Genomic DNA, 16,442 nt, shown 5'->3' with positions numbered 1-16,442 from the left:
GGTCCGGCGCGTCCCGTTTTTATTTGACCATGAGGCGGCACGCGGCCATGTGCGTGCGGACACCACGCCCAGACTGAGCGCGAGGATGCCCTATGGCCCAGAATGCCGTTGATGAAATCGAAAACATGCCCGATAGCCCTGTCGCACGGGAGGACCTGGGCGCCGGCGGTACCTCCCGCGGCGCCGGAGCGCGTTCTCCGTTCTTCTGGAAGGTCTTGCTGTTTTCGGTGGCGGTCATCTGGGGCTATTCCTTTACCACCATGAAGGACGCACTCGACACCATTCCGGTGTTCGAGCTGGTCTATGTTCGCTTTCTCCCGGCATCACTGGTTATGTTTGCAATTTTCCATAAGCGCATCATCGCTCATTTCAATGCCCGCAACCTGATCGTCGGGCTTGGCATGGGCGCGCTCATGTGGGGTGCCTACGGTTTGCAGACGATCGGCCTGGCACAGACCACGGCGGGCAAGAGCGCTTTTTTGACCGGCACGTATTGCATCCTTGTGCCGTTTGCAAGCTATGTCCTGAGCGGTGAAAAGCTTACCCGGTATAACCTGGGTGCAGCGTTGTTGTGCCTGGCGGGTATTGGCCTGGTAGCGCTCGATAGCGTCGAGTTCAATGCCGGCGATGTTATTACCTTGGGCGGCGCGATCTTCTTCGCCATCCAGATGGCGGTGACTGCCAAGTACGGTCGCAAGATGGACATCAACGTCATCACGTTTTGGATGTTTGTGGGCAATGGCGTTTTGAGTTTAATCACGTCGCTGCTATTCGAGACTCAGGCGCCCCTCTCTGCATGGACGCCGGAGTTTATCGGTGTGGCTGTTTTCCTCTCGGTGGGCTGCACATGCGTGGCGCTGCTCGTCCAAAACGTCGGTTTGGCGCATGTCCCCGCCTCGACGGGCTCACTGCTTCTTTCGATGGAGTCGCCTTCGGGCGTGTTGTTTTCGGTGCTGCTGATGGGGGAGGCGCTCACCTCGCGCCTGCTTGCCGGCTTCGCGCTCATCTTCCTGTCGATTATCTTGAGCGAGACGCATTTCGATTTCTTGCGCCGAAAATCACACCCGCAATTGTAAACAACTTGTTGCGCCGCCCTCTCGGGGCGGCATTTTTTATGCGTCGCCCTTAAAGTTGTACCTTGCACTTTACGCTATCAAAGTGCTTGCTGCAAAAACGTTACTGGAGGGCATTTATGGCACCAGCTCTGTCCGATCTTCAACCGCAATCAGCGCCCAAGGCCACCGCAGCGGCGCAGGCCGCTATCGGTGACGGTCTCGTTGCAGAAGCTCAGGCTTTTGCAGACGAGCTCGCTGTGTGGCGACACGATTTACACCAGATGCCCGAGCTGGGTAATAGCCTCCCGCAGACCTCTGCGTATATTCAAGCGCGCCTGACCGAGATGGAAATCCCATTTGCCACGCTCGTCGATGGTTCCTGTGTTGTGGGCCTTGTCGGCGCCGGTGCCGCCGCGGCCGCTCAGGGCAATGGCACGTGCAAGGACGAGCAGGCCGGTACGGTTATCATGCTTCGCGGCGACATGGATGCCCTGCCCGTTGTCGAGGAATCGGGCGAGCCTTTCGCTTCCACCAACGGCTGCATGCACGCTTGTGGCCACGATATGCATGCGACGGCGCTGCTCGGCGCGGCCCGTTTGCTCAAGGCCCGCGAGTCCGAGCTTGTCGACGCTAACGCCACAGTTAAGTTGCTGTTCCAGCCGGGCGAGGAAACCTTTGAGGGTGCCCGCGCCGCCATCGCCGACGGTCTGCTGCAGAACCCGCGTCCCCAGGCCGCCTTTGCCATGCATGTCAATAGCCAGTCGCCGCTTGGCCTGGTGCTCTATGGGAGTCCGGCGCTCTCGGGCGTGTACGGTTTCCGCATCACGCTGCAGGGCAAGGGTGGCCATGGCTCGAGCCCCGAGATCTGCATCGACCCCATCACGGCCGGCGTGCATGTGCACCTGGCGCTTCAGGAGCTTATCTCTCGCGAGGTGCCGGCGGCCAAGGAGGTCGCGCTTACCGTGGGTAAGTTCGCTGGCGGTTTGGCGGCCAACGTCATCCCCGACACCTGCGTGCTCGAGGGAACGTTGCGCGGCTTCGATGTCGAGCTCATGGCTCACCTTAAGACCCGCATCGCGGAGGTCGTCAACGGCGTTGCCGCAACATATCGTACGCTGGCAACCATCGAGACGCTTTCGGACGTTCCGCCGCTCGTGCTCGACAGCGATATGACCCAGGCCTCGCTTGGCTACGTGGGCGCGGTGCTGCCCAAGGCTGCCTTCCTGCCGTTGTTCCACGCCATGGCGAGCGAGGACTTCGCTTTGATCTCGAGCGAGATCCCGAGTGCGTACTTTACCGTGGGCGCCGCTGTAACCGATACGGATGAGCATTTTGCCCAGCACCATCCCAAGGCGCGCTTTAACGATGCCGAGCTGCCGCTCGGTGCCGCGGCCTATACCGCCGTCGCTTTGGGCTATATCGCCGACCACCGGTAGCACCCAACCTTGCCTTTCAAGCCTGCGGGCATGGCCGTAAGGCCTATGCCCTTGTCTTTCAAGGCAATCTTGGGCACTACCGGCGCCCGGCGCCGGCTATTCGTTTGTTAAATAAGGAGCAGTATGTCCCAGCAGCGTAAGTTCTTCCCCGGCTGGCTCGTGGTGGCCTCTGGCTTCGTGATCATGGCCACGTGCTACACGATTTTCGTCAACTGCATGAGCCTGTTCCAGCCGCTCATCGTAAGCGACCTGGGTATCACGCTTGCGCAGTACAACATCTCCAACGCTATCTCCACCGTGGTGAGCGTTATCGGCTCGCTTGTCATTGGCCATGTCGCCGATAAAGTAAGCGGCCGCGTTTTGGGCTCCCTCACTGTAATCGCCACCTCTGCCGTTCTTGCCGGCATGAGCTTTGTCGGTGAGCTGTGGCAGGTCTACGTGCTCTTTGCCGTCTCGGGCTGCTTTGCCGTCGCCTCGACCCGCCTGCTCATCAGCCTAGTGACCGCCAACTGGTTTACGGCCAAGCGAGGCCTTGCCATCTCCATCGCACTTTCGGGCTCGGGCTTTGGCGGCGCTATTCTGTCTCCCATCGTGAGCTCGCTCATCGTGAGCGTTGGCTGGCGTTCCGCCTTCCTGGTGCTCGCGGCTATCTGCATGGTGGCGGCGCTGCCCATCACGGCCTATTCCTTCCGCACCAAGCCTTCCGAGATCGGTCTTAAGCCGCTCGGCGAGAATCCAGGCGACTCGTCTGCTTCTGCCACGGGTGATAAGAACGAGAAGGCAGCCCCCGAGGTCAGCGTCGGCTGGTCTCGTATCAAGAAGAGCCCGGCGTTTTGGCTGCTCGTCGCGGCATTCCTCTTTATGGGCCTTGTCAATGGCGCCATCCTGCCCAACCAGGTTACGAATATGACGAGCGTCACCGTCAACGGCACCAAGATCGTCACGGGCGGCCACGACCCCATGTGGGCAGGCACCGTGCTTTCGGCCTACATGGTTACCGTCGTTATCGCCAAGATCTCCCTTGGCGCCATCTATGATCGATTTGGCCTGCGTTTCGGCAATGTGTTGGGGTCCGTTGCGTGCATCGTCGCCTGCGTCGCCCTGTGCTTCCCCGCAACCGACCTCGGCCCCATCGTGGCTGCCATTAGCTTTGGTATCGGAACGTGCATGGGCACCATTACGCCCACGATCGCTGCGTCTAAGCAGTTTGGCATGGCCGACCTGGGTAAGGTCACGGGCACCATTACCTCGCTCGAGATGGTCGGTGGCACCGTGGGCGCCATCGTCTCGGGTGTGCTGTTCGACGCTACGGGCTCCTTTGCGAGCACCTGGATCGTGTGCCTGGTGTGCTCCGCGATTATGCTCGTGTTCCTGTTGGCGTCCGAACCCATCGCTGCCAAGCTGCGCGCGAGCGTGGCGGGGGAGTAGATAGGCCAAAGCGCATTGCCGCTTGTCCGCTTCGTCCGTGGCTACCGCGGCGGCGTGTCTGGCCGAACGAGTTCCCATACCCTCGTTCGGTCAGACGCGCCGCCGCGTTGCTGCTTTGTGCCGTATAATGTCCACTACCTATGACGCGATACAAAAGAAAGGTGTTTGCCCATGCAGGCACAGAAGGCGGAGGGAACCCGCGACCTTATCGGCGCCGAGATGCGCGCCTGGCAAAAGATGCAGCAGATTGCGGCCGGCGTGTTCGAGCCGTTTGGCTTTAAGCCCATCGAGACGCCCGCGATCGAGCAGGTGGACGTCTTTGTCCACGGCATCGGCCAGTCGACCGACGTCGTTCGCAAGGAGATGTTCCGCGTCTTTAGCGGCGCCAACCTGGAGCGCGTCTTTACCGAGGGTACCGACACAAAACTCAAGCCCAAGCAGCGCCTGGCGCTTCGTCCCGAGGGCACGGCCGGTGTGGTGCGCGCAGTCGTGGAGAACAACCTGGTGCCCCAGGGCTCCACGCCGTTTAAGGCTTACTACGCCGAGGCCATGTTCCGCGGCGAGCGTCCCCAGAAGGGCCGCCTGCGTCAGTTCCACCAGGTGGGTATCGAGTGGCTCGGCGCTCCCGATCCGGCGGCAGACGCCGAGTGCATCATCATGCTCATGGAGTTCTACAAGCGCCTGGGCTTCGATCTTTCCAAGCTCCGTCTGCTCATTAACTCGATGGGCGACGCTCAGTGCCGTCCGGCTTACCGCGAGCAGGTCAAGCAGTTTATCCTCGATCACGCTGACGAGATGTGCGATGAGTGCCGCGAGCGCGCCGAGCTCAACCCGCTGCGTGCCTTCGACTGCAAGAACGACCACTGCCGCGAGATCATGGCCGACGCGCCGCTGATGGGCGACAACCTGTGCGACGAGTGCCGCGAGCACTACGAGCAGGTCAAGCGCTATCTGGATGCCGCCGGTATCGAGTATGTCGAGGATCCCACACTGGTGCGTGGTCTGGACTACTACACCCGCACCGTCTTTGAGGTCGAGGCTCCCGGTGCCGGCGTCGGCTCCATCGGTGGCGGCGGCCGCTACGACGGCCTGGTCGAGCTCGAGGGTGGCAAGCCCACGGCCGGCGTCGGCTTCGCCGTCGGTTTTGAGCGCGCCCTGCTGGCCCTGCAGGCCTTTGGCAGCGATTTGGGTGCCGATGAGGTCCCGTGCGTCTATGTCGCCAACGCCGGCAAGGAGCTGCGCCAGAACGTCTTTGTCATTACGCAGGAGCTTCGCGCCGCGGGCATCGTGACCGAGGCAGACTATCAGGGCCGTTCGCTCAAGGCTCAGTTTAAGCAGGCCGACAAGGTGGGCGCTAAGCTCATCCTGGTCCTGGGTGGCGACGAGCTTGCCGCCGGCAAGGTCAAGGTACGCGACATGCAGAGCCATGACGAGGTTCTCGTCGATCTGGCCAACGTGGTCGAGGCGGTTCGCGAGCGCCTGTAGCGCATCTTTTTGAGCTGCGGACCCGCTTGAGTGTCCCGTCCATTGCGAGCGATTGTTACGGGGGTGTTTCGCATTTATGCGGAATGCCCCCGTTTGTGTATGCCGTCCACCGAGAAATACGACCATTTAGGGCAAAAACCCTTGCAATGCAGAAAATACTTTTGTGTGGTAAAGCGCAATCAGTGTCGAAAGTATTTCCCAAGCGCCTATAATGAATACCGCATGTTACGTGCATAGAAGGAGGAATGGGAGGAAACGTGGCTGAGAACCTAAGCAACCAGTCTGTACCCGAAGCCGCGGCGCGCGTCGCTGCCGTGGTCAACCGCCTCGTTAACCGAATCGGCTCGAATGCCGAGTCCAGGGAGCGTCTCGCCGAGATCGAGATCCCCGAGGAGCTGCGCGACAATCTGGCGCTGTTCCTGCGCCTGGAGCGTCGTGTGCTTAGCGAGTATGATCCTGAGATCGCGGACCTGTTCGACAAGATCCTGTCGGCCGAGATTGTGGCCAATGCCGGCAATCCCGGTACCCGCGCTGCCGACGAGGCCGTCGACGAGCAGGGCGTGCCCACCGCCGACGAGCCCACCGCCGTGGCATTCCGTGAGGTCGTCGATCTGATCGACAGCTTGCCGCTCGATAAGCAGCAGGTCATCGTTCGCGCCTTTACGAGCTTCTTCCACCTGGCAAACCTGTCGGAGGAGAACTACCGTGTGGCGCAGCTGCGCGAGCGCGAGGCCGGCGCATCGACCGATACCGAGGTCGATCCCGCCAACGAGCTCACCGTCGCCTATCACCAGTTGGTAAACGAGATGGGTGCCGAGGGCGCCAACGAGCTGCTCGGCAAGCTCGAGTTCCATCCCGTCTTTACCGCGCATCCCACCGAGGCCCGTCGTAAGGCCGTCGAGGGCAAGATTCGCCGTATCTCCAACCTGCTGGAGGAGCGTCCGCGTCTGGGCGGCTCCGACCTGGTGGAGAACGAGCGCCATATGCTGCAGGAGATCGACGCCCTGGTGCGTACGAGCCCCATCGCGCTCAAGAAGCCCACGCCGGTCGAGGAAGCCGATACCATCATCGACATCTTCGATAACACGCTGTTCGACGTCATCCCCGTCATCTATCGTCGCTTTGACGACTGGGTGCTGGGCGACAAGGCCGGTACCGTGCCGCCGCTGTGCCCGGCGTTCTTCCATCCCGGCAGCTGGATCGGTTCCGACCGCGACGGTAACCCCAACGTCACCGCCAAGGTGAGCCGCGAGGTCGCCGCCAAGTACTTCACTCACATGGTGCTCAAGCTCGAGGACAAGTGCCGCCGCATCGGTCGCAACCTCACGCTCGAGGCCACCTACAGCAAGCCGTCTGCCGAGCTCATCAACCTGTGGAACCATCAGGTCGAGATGAGCACCCAGTACACCGCACGCGCCGAGCTGATCTCCGAGCACGAGCCGCATCGCGCCGTCATGCTCGTCATGGCCGACCGTCTGAACGCCACCGTGCGTCGCATCACCGACACCATGTACCACAGCGCAGACGAGTTCTTGGATGACCTGCGTGTCGTTCAGCGCTCCCTGGCCGCCTGCGGTGCCGTCCGTGCTGCCTACGGCCCGGTCCAGACCATCATCTGGCAGGTCGAGTCCTTCGGCTTCCATATGGTCGAGATGGAGTTCCGTCAGCACTCCGTGGTGCACGCCCGCGCCCTCAAGGATATCCACGAGAACGGTATCCATGGCGACCTGCAGCCCATGACGCGCGAGGTCATCGATACCTTCCGCGCTATCGGCTCCATCCAAAAGCGCTACGGCAAGAAGATGGCGCACCGCTACATCATCTCGTTCACCAAGAGTGCCCAGCATGTGGCCGACGTCTTTGAGCTGGCCCACCTGTCTTTTGCACACGAAGAGGATGTCCCCGAGCTCGACGTGATCCCGCTGTTCGAGCAGCTCGAGGACCTCGAGGGCTGCGTCGACGTGCTCGACCAGATGCTTACGCTGCCCGTGGTGCAAAAGCGCCTTGCCCAGACCAACCGCCGCATGGAGGTCATGCTGGGCTATTCCGACTCCTCCAAGGACGCCGGTCCTACCACGGCCATGCTCGCGCTGCACTCCGCGCAGGAGCGCATCGCCAAGTGGGCAGAGAAGAACGATATCGACCTGGTGCTCATGCACGGTCGCGGCGGCGCCGTGGGCCGTGGCGGCGGCCCGGCCAACAAGGCCGTGCTGGCTCAGCCCAAGGGTTCGGTCAACTGCTTCTTTAAGCTCACCGAGCAGGGCGAGGTCATCTTTGCCCGTTACGGCAACCGCACGCTGGCCCAGCGCCATGTTGAGTCCGTTGCCGCCGCAACGCTTTTGCAGTCGGCCCCGAGTGTCGAGAAGACCAACACCGAGACCACGCAGAAGTTCTGGGATATGGCGGAGAAGCTCAACGCAGTAAGCCATGAGCGCTATCTGGACCTGTTGAACACCGAGGACTTTACACCGTGGTTCTCGACCGTGACGCCGCTGACCGAGGTCGGTCTGCTGCCGATCGGCTCGCGTCCCGCCAAGCGCGGCCTGGGCGCCAAGTCGCTCGACGACCTGCGTACCATTCCGTGGATCTTCAGCTGGAGCCAGGCGCGCATCAATCTGGCCGCTTGGTACGGCCTGGGTACTGCCTGCGAGCAGCTTGGCGACCTTGATCAGCTCAAGGCTGCCTACCAGGAGTGGCCGTTCTTCCGCACCTTTATCGACAACATCGAGATGTCGATCGCTAAGACCGACCAGCGCATTGCCAAGATGTATCTGCACCTGGGCGATCGCCAGGATCTGTCCGAGAAGGTCTTCACCGAGATGCAGCTCACCCGTAAGTGGGTCCTTGCCATCGTCGGTGACGAGTGGCCGCTACAGCGCCGCCGCGTGCTTGGCTGCGCTGTCCGCGTGCGCAACCCCTACGTCGACGCCCTGTCCATCGCCCAGGTCCGCGCCCTTCGCGAGGTGCGTATGAACCAGGACGAGATGGCCGAGGAGAAGAAGGCCGAGTACATGAGCCTGATTCTTTCGACTGTGACCGGCGTCTCGGCAGGATTGCAAAACACGGGGTAATCGATAGCCCTGTAGTCGTCCGGGCCCGCCATCAGTTTACTTTTAGGCACGTCCTCGGACATGCAAGAAGCCCTCGCTGCGCACTTCGTGCGGCGAGGGCTTCTTGCGTCCTGCGGAGTGTGCCTAAAAGTAAACTGATGGCGGGCCCTGCGATGTCTGGTCTTCGACGGATTACCGCTGGGGAAAAGGTAGCGCGCTTCGCGCACTTTGATGGGGCTTCGTGCTGCGGAATGCATTCAGAGGGAAACCCATCGGGTCTCTTCGTCCTCGGTCTTCAGGGATTAAAGTTGAGGAGAAGAATGGCGCGCTTCGCGCGTTTTGGATGGGGTCTATCCTGGTGGCGCATTTGGCGCTTCTCGCCTTACGACTGTAGCGGCCGCGATCCTGTTTGGGATCGCGGTCGTTTTGTTGTGGGTCAAATATGAACGTTGTGTTAATGAGTCGGTAGACGGTGGTGTTTTTCGGTGAGCGGCGTATCCTTCCAACGGTTTATCTAGTGTGTCAGTTGAAAGGAAGAGGGCGCTCGTCATTGTTTGAATGTGAACTGCCGTTTGACCACAAGACGTTGCATCTGGAACTCGAGGATAAGAACTTCGCGGGTGTGATGGAAGGTCATCAAAACGAGTTTAAGACCACGAAATCGCAGGAAGAGCTGGTGGAGGAGTCGCTTGCCAACCCTTACGGCTCGCCTTCGCTCGAGGAGCTTTGTGCTGGCAAGAAGGATATTGTCATCATTAGCTCAGATCATACGCGTCCCGTTCCCTCGCGTGTGACGATGCCTATTCTGCTGCATCACATCCACTCCGCTGCGCCTGAGGCGCGCGTTCGCATTCTGGTTGCTACGGGTATGCATCGTCCGTCGACGCACGAGGAGCTCGTCAACAAGTACGGCGAGGAGATCGTTGCCAACGAAGAAATCGTTATGCACGTCGCGACTGACGACAGCATGATGAAAAAGATCGGCACCCTGCCTTCTGGTGGCGAGTGCATCATCAACAAGATCGCTGCCGATTGCGATCTGCTGCTTGCCGAGGGCTTTATTGAGCCGCACTTCTTTGCCGGTTTCTCTGGTAGCCGCAAGTCCGTCCTGCCTGGCATCGCCAGCTACAAGACCATCATGTACAACCACAACGGTCAGTTTGTGAACGATTCCCACTCGCGTGCCGGCAACCTGTGCCACAACCACGTGAGCGAGGACATGTTTGCCGCCGCCGAGATGGCTCACCTTGCCTTTGTGCTCAACGTGGTGCTCAACGGCAAGCACGAGGTCATTGGCTCCTTTGCCGGCGACATCCACAAGGCGCACGAGGCTGGCTGCGAGTTCGTGAAGAGCCTTGCCGGCGTTGAGCCCGTCGAGTGCGAGATCGCCATTACCACTAACGGCGGCTACCCCCTCGATCAGAACATCTATCAGGCTGTGAAGGGCATGTGCGCTGCCGAGGCCACGCTTCCCGAGGGCGGTGTGATCATCGACGTCGCCGGTTGTGCCGACGGTCACGGCGGCGAGGGCTTCTATCACAACATCGCCGACAACGATCCGGCAGAGTTTGAGCGCGCCTGCATCGATCGTCCTAAGGACGAGACCCTGCCCGATCAGTGGACGAGCCAGATCTTTGCCCGCATCCTGGCGCATCACCCTGTGATCATGGTCACCGACCTGTGCGATCACCAGATGCTCAAGGATATGCACATGACGCCGGTCAACACTATCGAGGAAGCGCTCAAGCTCGCCTTTGAGATGAAGGGTGCCGATGCCAAGGTCGCCGTCATCCCCGATGGCCTGGGTGTTGTTGTCGCACAGCACTAGTGCGCGGCTTAAACGAATCGTTTATAACCGACAAGAAAGATAAGGTTTTATGCTTACCAAACTCCTCTGCGAATTCGGCGCAACGGCCCTCATGATCGTCTTTGGCGTGGGTGTTCACTGCGATACCGTGCTCAAGGGCACCAAGTATCAGGGCTCCGGCCATATGTTTGCCATCACCACCTGGTCCTTTGGCATCTCGGTCTGCCTGTTTGTCTTTGGTGGCGCTGTGTGCATGAACCCCGCCATGGTGCTTGCCCAGTGCATCGTCGGCCTGGTGCCGTGGGGCAACTGCATCCCCTTCATGCTTGCCGATATGCTCGGCGGCTTTGTGGGTGCCGTGATCGCTTGGTTTATGTATGCCGATGAGTTCAAGGCTTCCGAGGGCGTCGTCGACCCCATTGCCCAGCGCAACATCTTCTCGACCAACCCCACCACCGAGGGTACGAACTATGCCCGCAACTTCTTCTGCGAGGCCATCTGCACCTTCGTGTTCATTAGCGCCATCCTTGCTGCTGCTAGCCGTGCTGGCGAGAACGTTTTGATGCTCGCCATCTGCGTCGGCCTGATTGTCTGGGCCGTTGGCATGGGCATGGGCGGCATCACCGGCTTCGCCATGAACCAGGCACGTGACCTTGGTCCTCGCATGGCCTATCAGGTGCTGCCGATTAAGAACAAGGCTGACAACAATTGGAAGTACGGCCTGCTTGTTCCTGGCATCGCTCCGTTTGTCGGTGCCATCGTGGCTGCGTTGTTTGTGCATGGTTTCTTGGGCATGTTCTAGTCCAAGGCTACATAGTTGTCCGCTGGCCGCATGGGGTAACTTCCCAGCGCGTCCTCGGACATGCAAAAAGGCTCGCTGCGCACTTCGTGCGGCGAGCCTTTTTGCGTCCTGCGGAATGCGCTGGGAAGTTACCCCATGCGGCCAGCTGCGGGATTTTAGTCGCGTTGGAACAAGCAACCCAACATATATATCTGAATATGGATGGGAGGGGCGCTTTGTTTTTGGGTGCCCTTACAAGAAAACGTGACTTGGGGAAGGGATGGGCGCTTTGCTGGGATGGCGCTTTGGGATGGGGGGCTTACTTAGCTGAAGAGGGGCTGTATGGCTGATAGGTAGTCTTTGGCTACTTCGGCCCTATCTGCTTGGAAGTTGTGCCAGGCCCACCATTGGACCATTCCTACGAAGCTTGAGGCTATGTGGTGTAGTAGGAAGCTTCGGTCCATGGTGGCGGCGGCGCCGTTTGGGTCGGTGGGGACGGTTTCGGCTGCTCGTGACATGATGGTCTTGCGTAAGCAGTCGGCGAAGACACGTGAGCCGGCGCCGGCTACGAGGGCTCGTACACCCTGGCGGCGCTCCCAGAGGTTGTTGAGGATATGCTCGACCTGCACGAGTGGGTCGTCGAGCGGTGTGCCATCGTCGTCGAGGGAGTGGGTGCAGATGTCGCTCACGAGTTCGGACAGTAGGTCATCTTTGCTTTTGAAGAGGCCGTAGAACGTGGCCCGACCCACATGGGCGCGAGCGATAATGTCGCCGACGGTGATCTTGCCGTAGTCCTCTTCGCGCAGCAGCTCGGAGAACGCCGCAACGATGGCAGCGCGGCTTTTTGCCTTGCGGGCATCCACGGCTATGCGTCCACGTGAACGAGCAGGCAGCGAAGCGTACCGGAGCAACCCTCGTAGGGGCGCTTACCGGCGCCGTAGCCGACGGCCTCGATGCGGTAGCGGGCCGGCAGGTGCTCGGACGTGCGCAGTGCGGCGACGATGGCGGCGCCCGTGGGCGTCACGAGCTCACCGGCGACCGGCGCGGGCGTGAGGGCGATATTGCCCGCTTGGCACAGGTTGACGACAGCGGGGACAGGAATGGGCATAAGGCCGTGGGCACAGCGGATGGTGCCGTGACCCTCGGAGAGCGACTCGACCACGATGTCCTCAATACCTAGGTCATCGAGGCAGATGGCGACAGAGCAGACGTCGACGATGGAGTCGATGGCGCCCACCTCGTGGAACATGACGGTCTCGGTCGTTTTGCCGTGGGCCTTGGCCTCGGCGGCGGCGAGCGCGGTAAAGATGGCGAGCGCGCGACGCTTGGCGCCATCGCTTAGCTGCGAGTCATCGATGATGGCGGTGACATCCGCCAAAGAACGGTGGTGATGGTGGTGGGCGTGATGGTGACCCTCGTGGCCATGACCGTGGGCCTCATGGTCATGCTCGTGGCAGTGCTCGTGTTCGTGCTCGCCATGATCATGATGGTAGTGCTCATGCTCATGTGTGTGCTCGGTGCCCGCTTCGTTGCCGTAGAGCCAGACCATGTCGTGGTCGTGGTTCTCGAGCTCCTCAGCCAGCTGAACATCAAAGTCGCAGGCGTCGATGCCATGCTTGTTTACGCGTGTAACGGCAATCTCAAAGCCGCCGACCGGCAGCGTGGCGAGCTGGTCGCGCAGATGCTCCTCGCTGGCGCCCAGGTCGAGCAGGGCCGCGACGGTCATGTCGCCGCTGATGCCCGAGGTGCCGTCGATGATAAGCGTGTGCTGATGGTTGGACATGAAATGCTCCTTAGCGGGCGCAGGACGTGCCGGCGCTCAGATGATTGATAAGACTTGCCTGATAGGCGGCGCCAAAGCCGTTGTCGATATTGACGACCGAAACGCCGCTGGCGCAGGAGTTGAGCATGGCGAGCAGTGCGGCCATGCCGCCAAAGTTCGCGCCATAGCCCACGCTGGTGGGGACGGCGATGACCGGACAGCTCACAAGGCCTCCGATGACGCTCGCCAGGGCGCCCTCCATGCCGGCGATGGCGATGACCACCTGCGCCTGGGCAAGTTCCTCAGCATGCGCGAGCAGACGGTGCAGGCCGGCGACACCCACGTCGTAGAGGCGATCGACCTCGTTGCCGTAGAACTCGGCCGTCAACGCGGCTTCCTCGGCAACGGGCAGGTCGCTCGTGCCGGCGCAGGCGACGACGATGCGTCCGTTGCCGTTGGGGGAGGGCTTGCCACCCACGAGGGCGAGCTGGGCGTCCGGGACATATCCCAGGTCGATGCCGTTGCCGAGGAGCTCCGAGGTGCGGGCTGCCTTTTCGTCGTCCAGGCGCGTGACCAGGATGCGCTCCTGGCCGGCATCGAGTAATGCTTTGATAATGGCGGCAATTTGCTCGGCGGTTTTACCGGCGCCGTAGACAACTTCGCCGGCTCCCTGGCGCACCCCGCGCGAAAGGTCTAGCTGCGCAAAGCCCAAATCGGCGGTCGGAGCCGTCTGGATGCGCGTGAGGGCGTCGGCAGGGGTGACTGCTCCGCCGGCAACATCGCTCAGCAGCTGCTCTAGATCTCGCTTATCCATATATGTTCCCTTCGACGGCGCAAAGTTTAGCACTCAAAGGGTATGTTTCCGAACACTAAGACAGAATTGTTCGGAAACTATAGGACAGACTGATTCAATTGCTAGACGGATTGGCTAGTCGCGCAGGATGATGTCCATGGCGAGCATCAGATTGCGCTCGTCGATGGCAAACGGGGCGGCCTCGCGCGTCTTGGGCTTGGCACAAAACGCGATGCCCGTGCCCGCGGCCTGAATCATGGGGATGTCGTTGGCACCGTCGCCGATCGCCACGGTATGGGCCATGTCGACGCCGCACTCAACTGCCCAGTCCAGCAGCTGGATGAGCTTGGACTCCTTGGTCACAATGTCGGCAGCCAACTTACCGGTGAGCTTGCCGTCCACGACCTCCAGACGATTGGCCAGGCAAAAGTCGATGGCCGCGGCGGCCACGATCTTATCGGCGACTTCGTGAAAACCGCCACTCACGACGCCGACCTTCCAACCCTTGCTGTGTGCCGAGCGCACAAGCTCCAACGCGCCGGGGGTAAATGTCACGCGCTCAAAGGTGCGCTCGAACACGCTCTCGCCCAGGCCGGCGAGCAGCCCCACGCGCTCCTCGAGCGCCTGCTTAAAGTCAAGCTCGCCGCGCATGGCGCGTTCGGTGATCTGTGCCACCTGCTCGCCCACGCCGGCCTCTTCGCCCAACAGGTCGATGACCTCCTGGTTGATGAGCGTGGAGTCGATATCCATAACGATGAGGCGTGCAGTCATGGCGGGCCTTTCCGAGTGCTGTTTTATTGGGGCATATTGTCGCACGTGACGAGCGCGGGCGGGTGTCGCGGCGCGTCAATTGTTTCGTCTCCGTCAAGTCTTTGGGCAGGAGCCACTTTTTCGCGGCACATCGACGCGAGTGCGATAAGATAGAACGCCATGTCTGGCTGCGCGGTTTACGCAGGCTGGGCAAATCTGTACGACGCCGCCCGGAACGACACGGGGCGGCACAGATCCATAAAGGAGGATCACTGGTATGAGCCAGACCCGTCCCATCGATGAGCATTCCATGCACACCCGTACCTGCGGCGAGCTTCGCTTCGAGAACGTGGGCGAAGAGGTCACCCTCACCGGTTGGGTGAGCCGTCGCCGCGACCACGGCGGCCTTATCTTCTGCGACCTTCGCGACCGTGAGGGCATCACGCAGCTTACCTTCGACCCCGAGCACTCCGACGGCGACGCCTTTAAGATCGCCGAGACCATGCGTCCCGAGTGGCCCATCAAGATTCACGGCGTCGTGCGCGCCCGTGGCGAGGAGACCACCAACACCAAGCTCGCCACCGGCGAGATCGAGGTCCTGACCGACCACGCCGAGGTGCTCAATACGTCCGTCACCCCGCCGTTCCAGATCGAGGACGGCATCGAGACCAGCGAGGACACCCGCCTGCGCTATCGCTATCTGGACCTTCGTCGTCCCGAGATGATGGCCAACCTCAAGCTGCGCTCCGACTTTACCTTTGCCATTCGCGAGGCGCTGCACAACCGTCAGTTCATGGAGGTCGAGACGCCCTCCCTGTTCAAGTCCACGCCCGAGGGCGCCCGCGACTTCATCGTCCCCAGCCGCATCCAGCCGGGCAACTTCTACGCCCTGCCGCAGTCCCCGCAGCTCCTGAAGCAGCTGCTTATGGTCGGTGGCGTCGAGCGCTACTATCAGGTTGCCAAGTGCTTCCGCGACGAGGACTTGCGTGCCGACCGTCAGCCCGAGTTCACCCAGGTCGATATCGAGATGTCCTTCGTGGACCAGAACGATGTCATGAGCGCGCTCGAAGAGGTCCTGGCCGACGCCTTCGGCCGCATGGGCGTCGAGATGCCCACGCCGCTGCGTCGCATGAACTACTGGGAGGCCATGGACACCTATGGCTCCGACAAGCCCGATACGCGCTACGGCATGCACCTGGTCGACCTGACCGACATTTTTGCCAACTCCAAGTTCAAGGTCTTCGCGACCGCTGCGAACGAGGAGGGCTCTGTCGTCAAGGCTATCAACGCCAAGGGTGCCGGTGCCTGGGCGCGTGCCAAGATCGATAAGCTTGCCGGCGTGGCCTCCACGTTTGGCGCCAAGGGCCTGGCCTGGATCGCTTTCCGCGAGGACGGCTCCATCAACAGCCCCATCGTCAAGTTCTTCTCGGACGAGGAGATGGCTGCTCTGCGCGAGCGCATGGACGTCGAGCCCGGCGACCTTGTGATGTTCGCCGCCGGCCCGCGCCTGCTCTCCGACGAGATCCTGGGCGGCATGCGTTCCCACATGGCTAACGCGCTCGAGATCAAGCGCGAGGGCCACGACTTCCTGTGGGTCGTCAACTTCCCGCTGTTCCACTGGGACGAGGATCGCAAGGCCTATGCTGCCGAGCACCAGCCCTTTACCCTGCCGACCGAGACCGACATCGCCAAGATTGAGGCCGACCCGCTGGCAGCCGGTTCCTGCACCTACGACTTTGTCATGGACGGCTTTGAGGCCGGCGGCGGCGGTATGCGTATCCACAACGCCGAGATGCAGATGTCCATGCTTAAGCTCCTGGGCTTTACCGAAGAGCGCGCCGAGTCTCAGTTTGGCTTCCTCATGGAGGCCCTCAAGTTTGGTGCGCCCCCGATGGGCGGCTTCGCCCTGGGCCTGGACCGCGTGTGCATGCTGCTCACCGGCTCCGACTCCATTCGCGACGTCATGGCGTTCCCCAAGACGGCCAGCGGCTCCGACCTCATGTCGGGCGCCCCGAGTGCCGTTTCCGGCGCCCAGCTCAAGGACGTCAGCCTGCGCCTGATGTAGGCGAGCAGCTACATATTGCCCGTAACGAGG

12 protein-coding genes are annotated in these 16,442 nt (G+C 61.3%); 8 read left to right on the top strand and 4 right to left on the bottom strand.

The features are described from left to right. Window positions 1-92: 92 nt before the first annotated feature. The 7 genes from DW211_RS00195 (at window position 93) to larD (ending at window position 11,063) form a co-directional block, all read left to right on the top strand. Window positions 93-1,076 (top strand): DMT family transporter, encoded by a 984-nt coding sequence (locus tag DW211_RS00195; RefSeq protein ID WP_118258554.1) that lies wholly within the window; start codon window positions 93-95, stop codon window positions 1,074-1,076. A 116-nt stretch (window positions 1,077-1,192) separates the two neighbouring features. Then, the gene (locus tag DW211_RS00190) at window positions 1,193-2,491 is read left to right on the top strand and encodes a M20 family metallopeptidase (RefSeq protein WP_118258553.1); all 1,299 of its coding nucleotides are present in this window, start codon (window positions 1,193-1,195) and stop codon (window positions 2,489-2,491) included. Window positions 2,492-2,614: 123 nt separating this feature from the next. Next, complete coding sequence (locus tag DW211_RS00185) at window positions 2,615-3,919, top strand: MFS transporter (protein ID WP_118258551.1); 1,305 nt, start codon at window positions 2,615-2,617, stop codon at window positions 3,917-3,919. A gap of 171 nt (window positions 3,920-4,090) precedes the next feature. Continuing rightward, window positions 4,091-5,404 carry a histidine--tRNA ligase gene (hisS, locus tag DW211_RS00180; protein ID WP_118258549.1) on the top strand — a complete coding sequence of 438 codons (1,314 nt, stop codon included), beginning with the start codon at window positions 4,091-4,093 and terminating at the stop codon, window positions 5,402-5,404. Between the two features lie 257 nt (window positions 5,405-5,661). Beyond that, window positions 5,662-8,475, top strand: coding sequence for a phosphoenolpyruvate carboxylase (locus DW211_RS00175; protein WP_369832357.1), 2,814 nt, complete (start codon window positions 5,662-5,664; stop codon window positions 8,473-8,475). Between the two features lie 529 nt (window positions 8,476-9,004). After that, window positions 9,005-10,282, top strand: a complete 1,278-nt coding sequence (gene larA, locus DW211_RS00170) for a nickel-dependent lactate racemase (RefSeq protein WP_117647964.1) — start codon at window positions 9,005-9,007, stop codon at window positions 10,280-10,282. A gap of 49 nt (window positions 10,283-10,331) precedes the next feature. Continuing rightward, window positions 10,332-11,063, top strand: a complete 732-nt coding sequence (gene larD, locus DW211_RS00165) for a D/L-lactic acid transporter LarD (RefSeq protein ID WP_117765423.1) — start codon at window positions 10,332-10,334, stop codon at window positions 11,061-11,063. A 302-nt stretch (window positions 11,064-11,365) separates the two neighbouring features. Here larD and DW211_RS00160 read toward each other — a convergent pair whose 3' ends face one another. The 4 genes from DW211_RS00160 to serB all read right to left on the bottom strand — a co-directional run bounded on the left by DW211_RS00160 (window position 11,366) and on the right by serB (window position 14,368). Continuing rightward, entirely contained in the window at window positions 11,366-11,905 is a 540-nt protein-coding gene (locus DW211_RS00160) for a TetR/AcrR family transcriptional regulator (protein WP_158568453.1), read from the bottom strand. A gap of 2 nt (window positions 11,906-11,907) precedes the next feature. Next, a complete protein-coding gene (locus tag DW211_RS00155; protein ID WP_118258546.1) occupies window positions 11,908-12,825 on the bottom strand; it encodes a LarC family nickel insertion protein in 918 nt (305 codons plus the stop codon). Between the two features lie 10 nt (window positions 12,826-12,835). Next, a complete protein-coding gene (gene larB / locus DW211_RS00150; protein ID WP_118227178.1) occupies window positions 12,836-13,618 on the bottom strand; it encodes a nickel pincer cofactor biosynthesis protein LarB in 783 nt (260 codons plus the stop codon). Between the two features lie 114 nt (window positions 13,619-13,732). Further along, on the bottom strand, window positions 13,733-14,368 hold the full coding sequence (gene serB, locus DW211_RS00145; RefSeq protein WP_118258544.1) for a phosphoserine phosphatase SerB: 636 nt from the start codon (window positions 14,366-14,368) through the stop codon (window positions 13,733-13,735). 256 nt (window positions 14,369-14,624) lie between these two features. On the opposite strand from serB, the gene aspS reads away from it, so the two are divergent. Continuing rightward, window positions 14,625-16,412, top strand: coding sequence for an aspartate--tRNA ligase (gene aspS, locus DW211_RS00140; RefSeq protein WP_118258543.1), 1,788 nt, complete (start codon window positions 14,625-14,627; stop codon window positions 16,410-16,412). Window positions 16,413-16,442 lie beyond the last annotated feature (30 nt).

The organism is Collinsella sp. AM18-10 (genome assembly GCF_003471585.1).
GTDB lineage: Bacteria > Actinomycetota > Coriobacteriia > Coriobacteriales > Coriobacteriaceae > Collinsella.
This window is presented reverse-complemented; position numbering and strand designations above follow the sequence as displayed.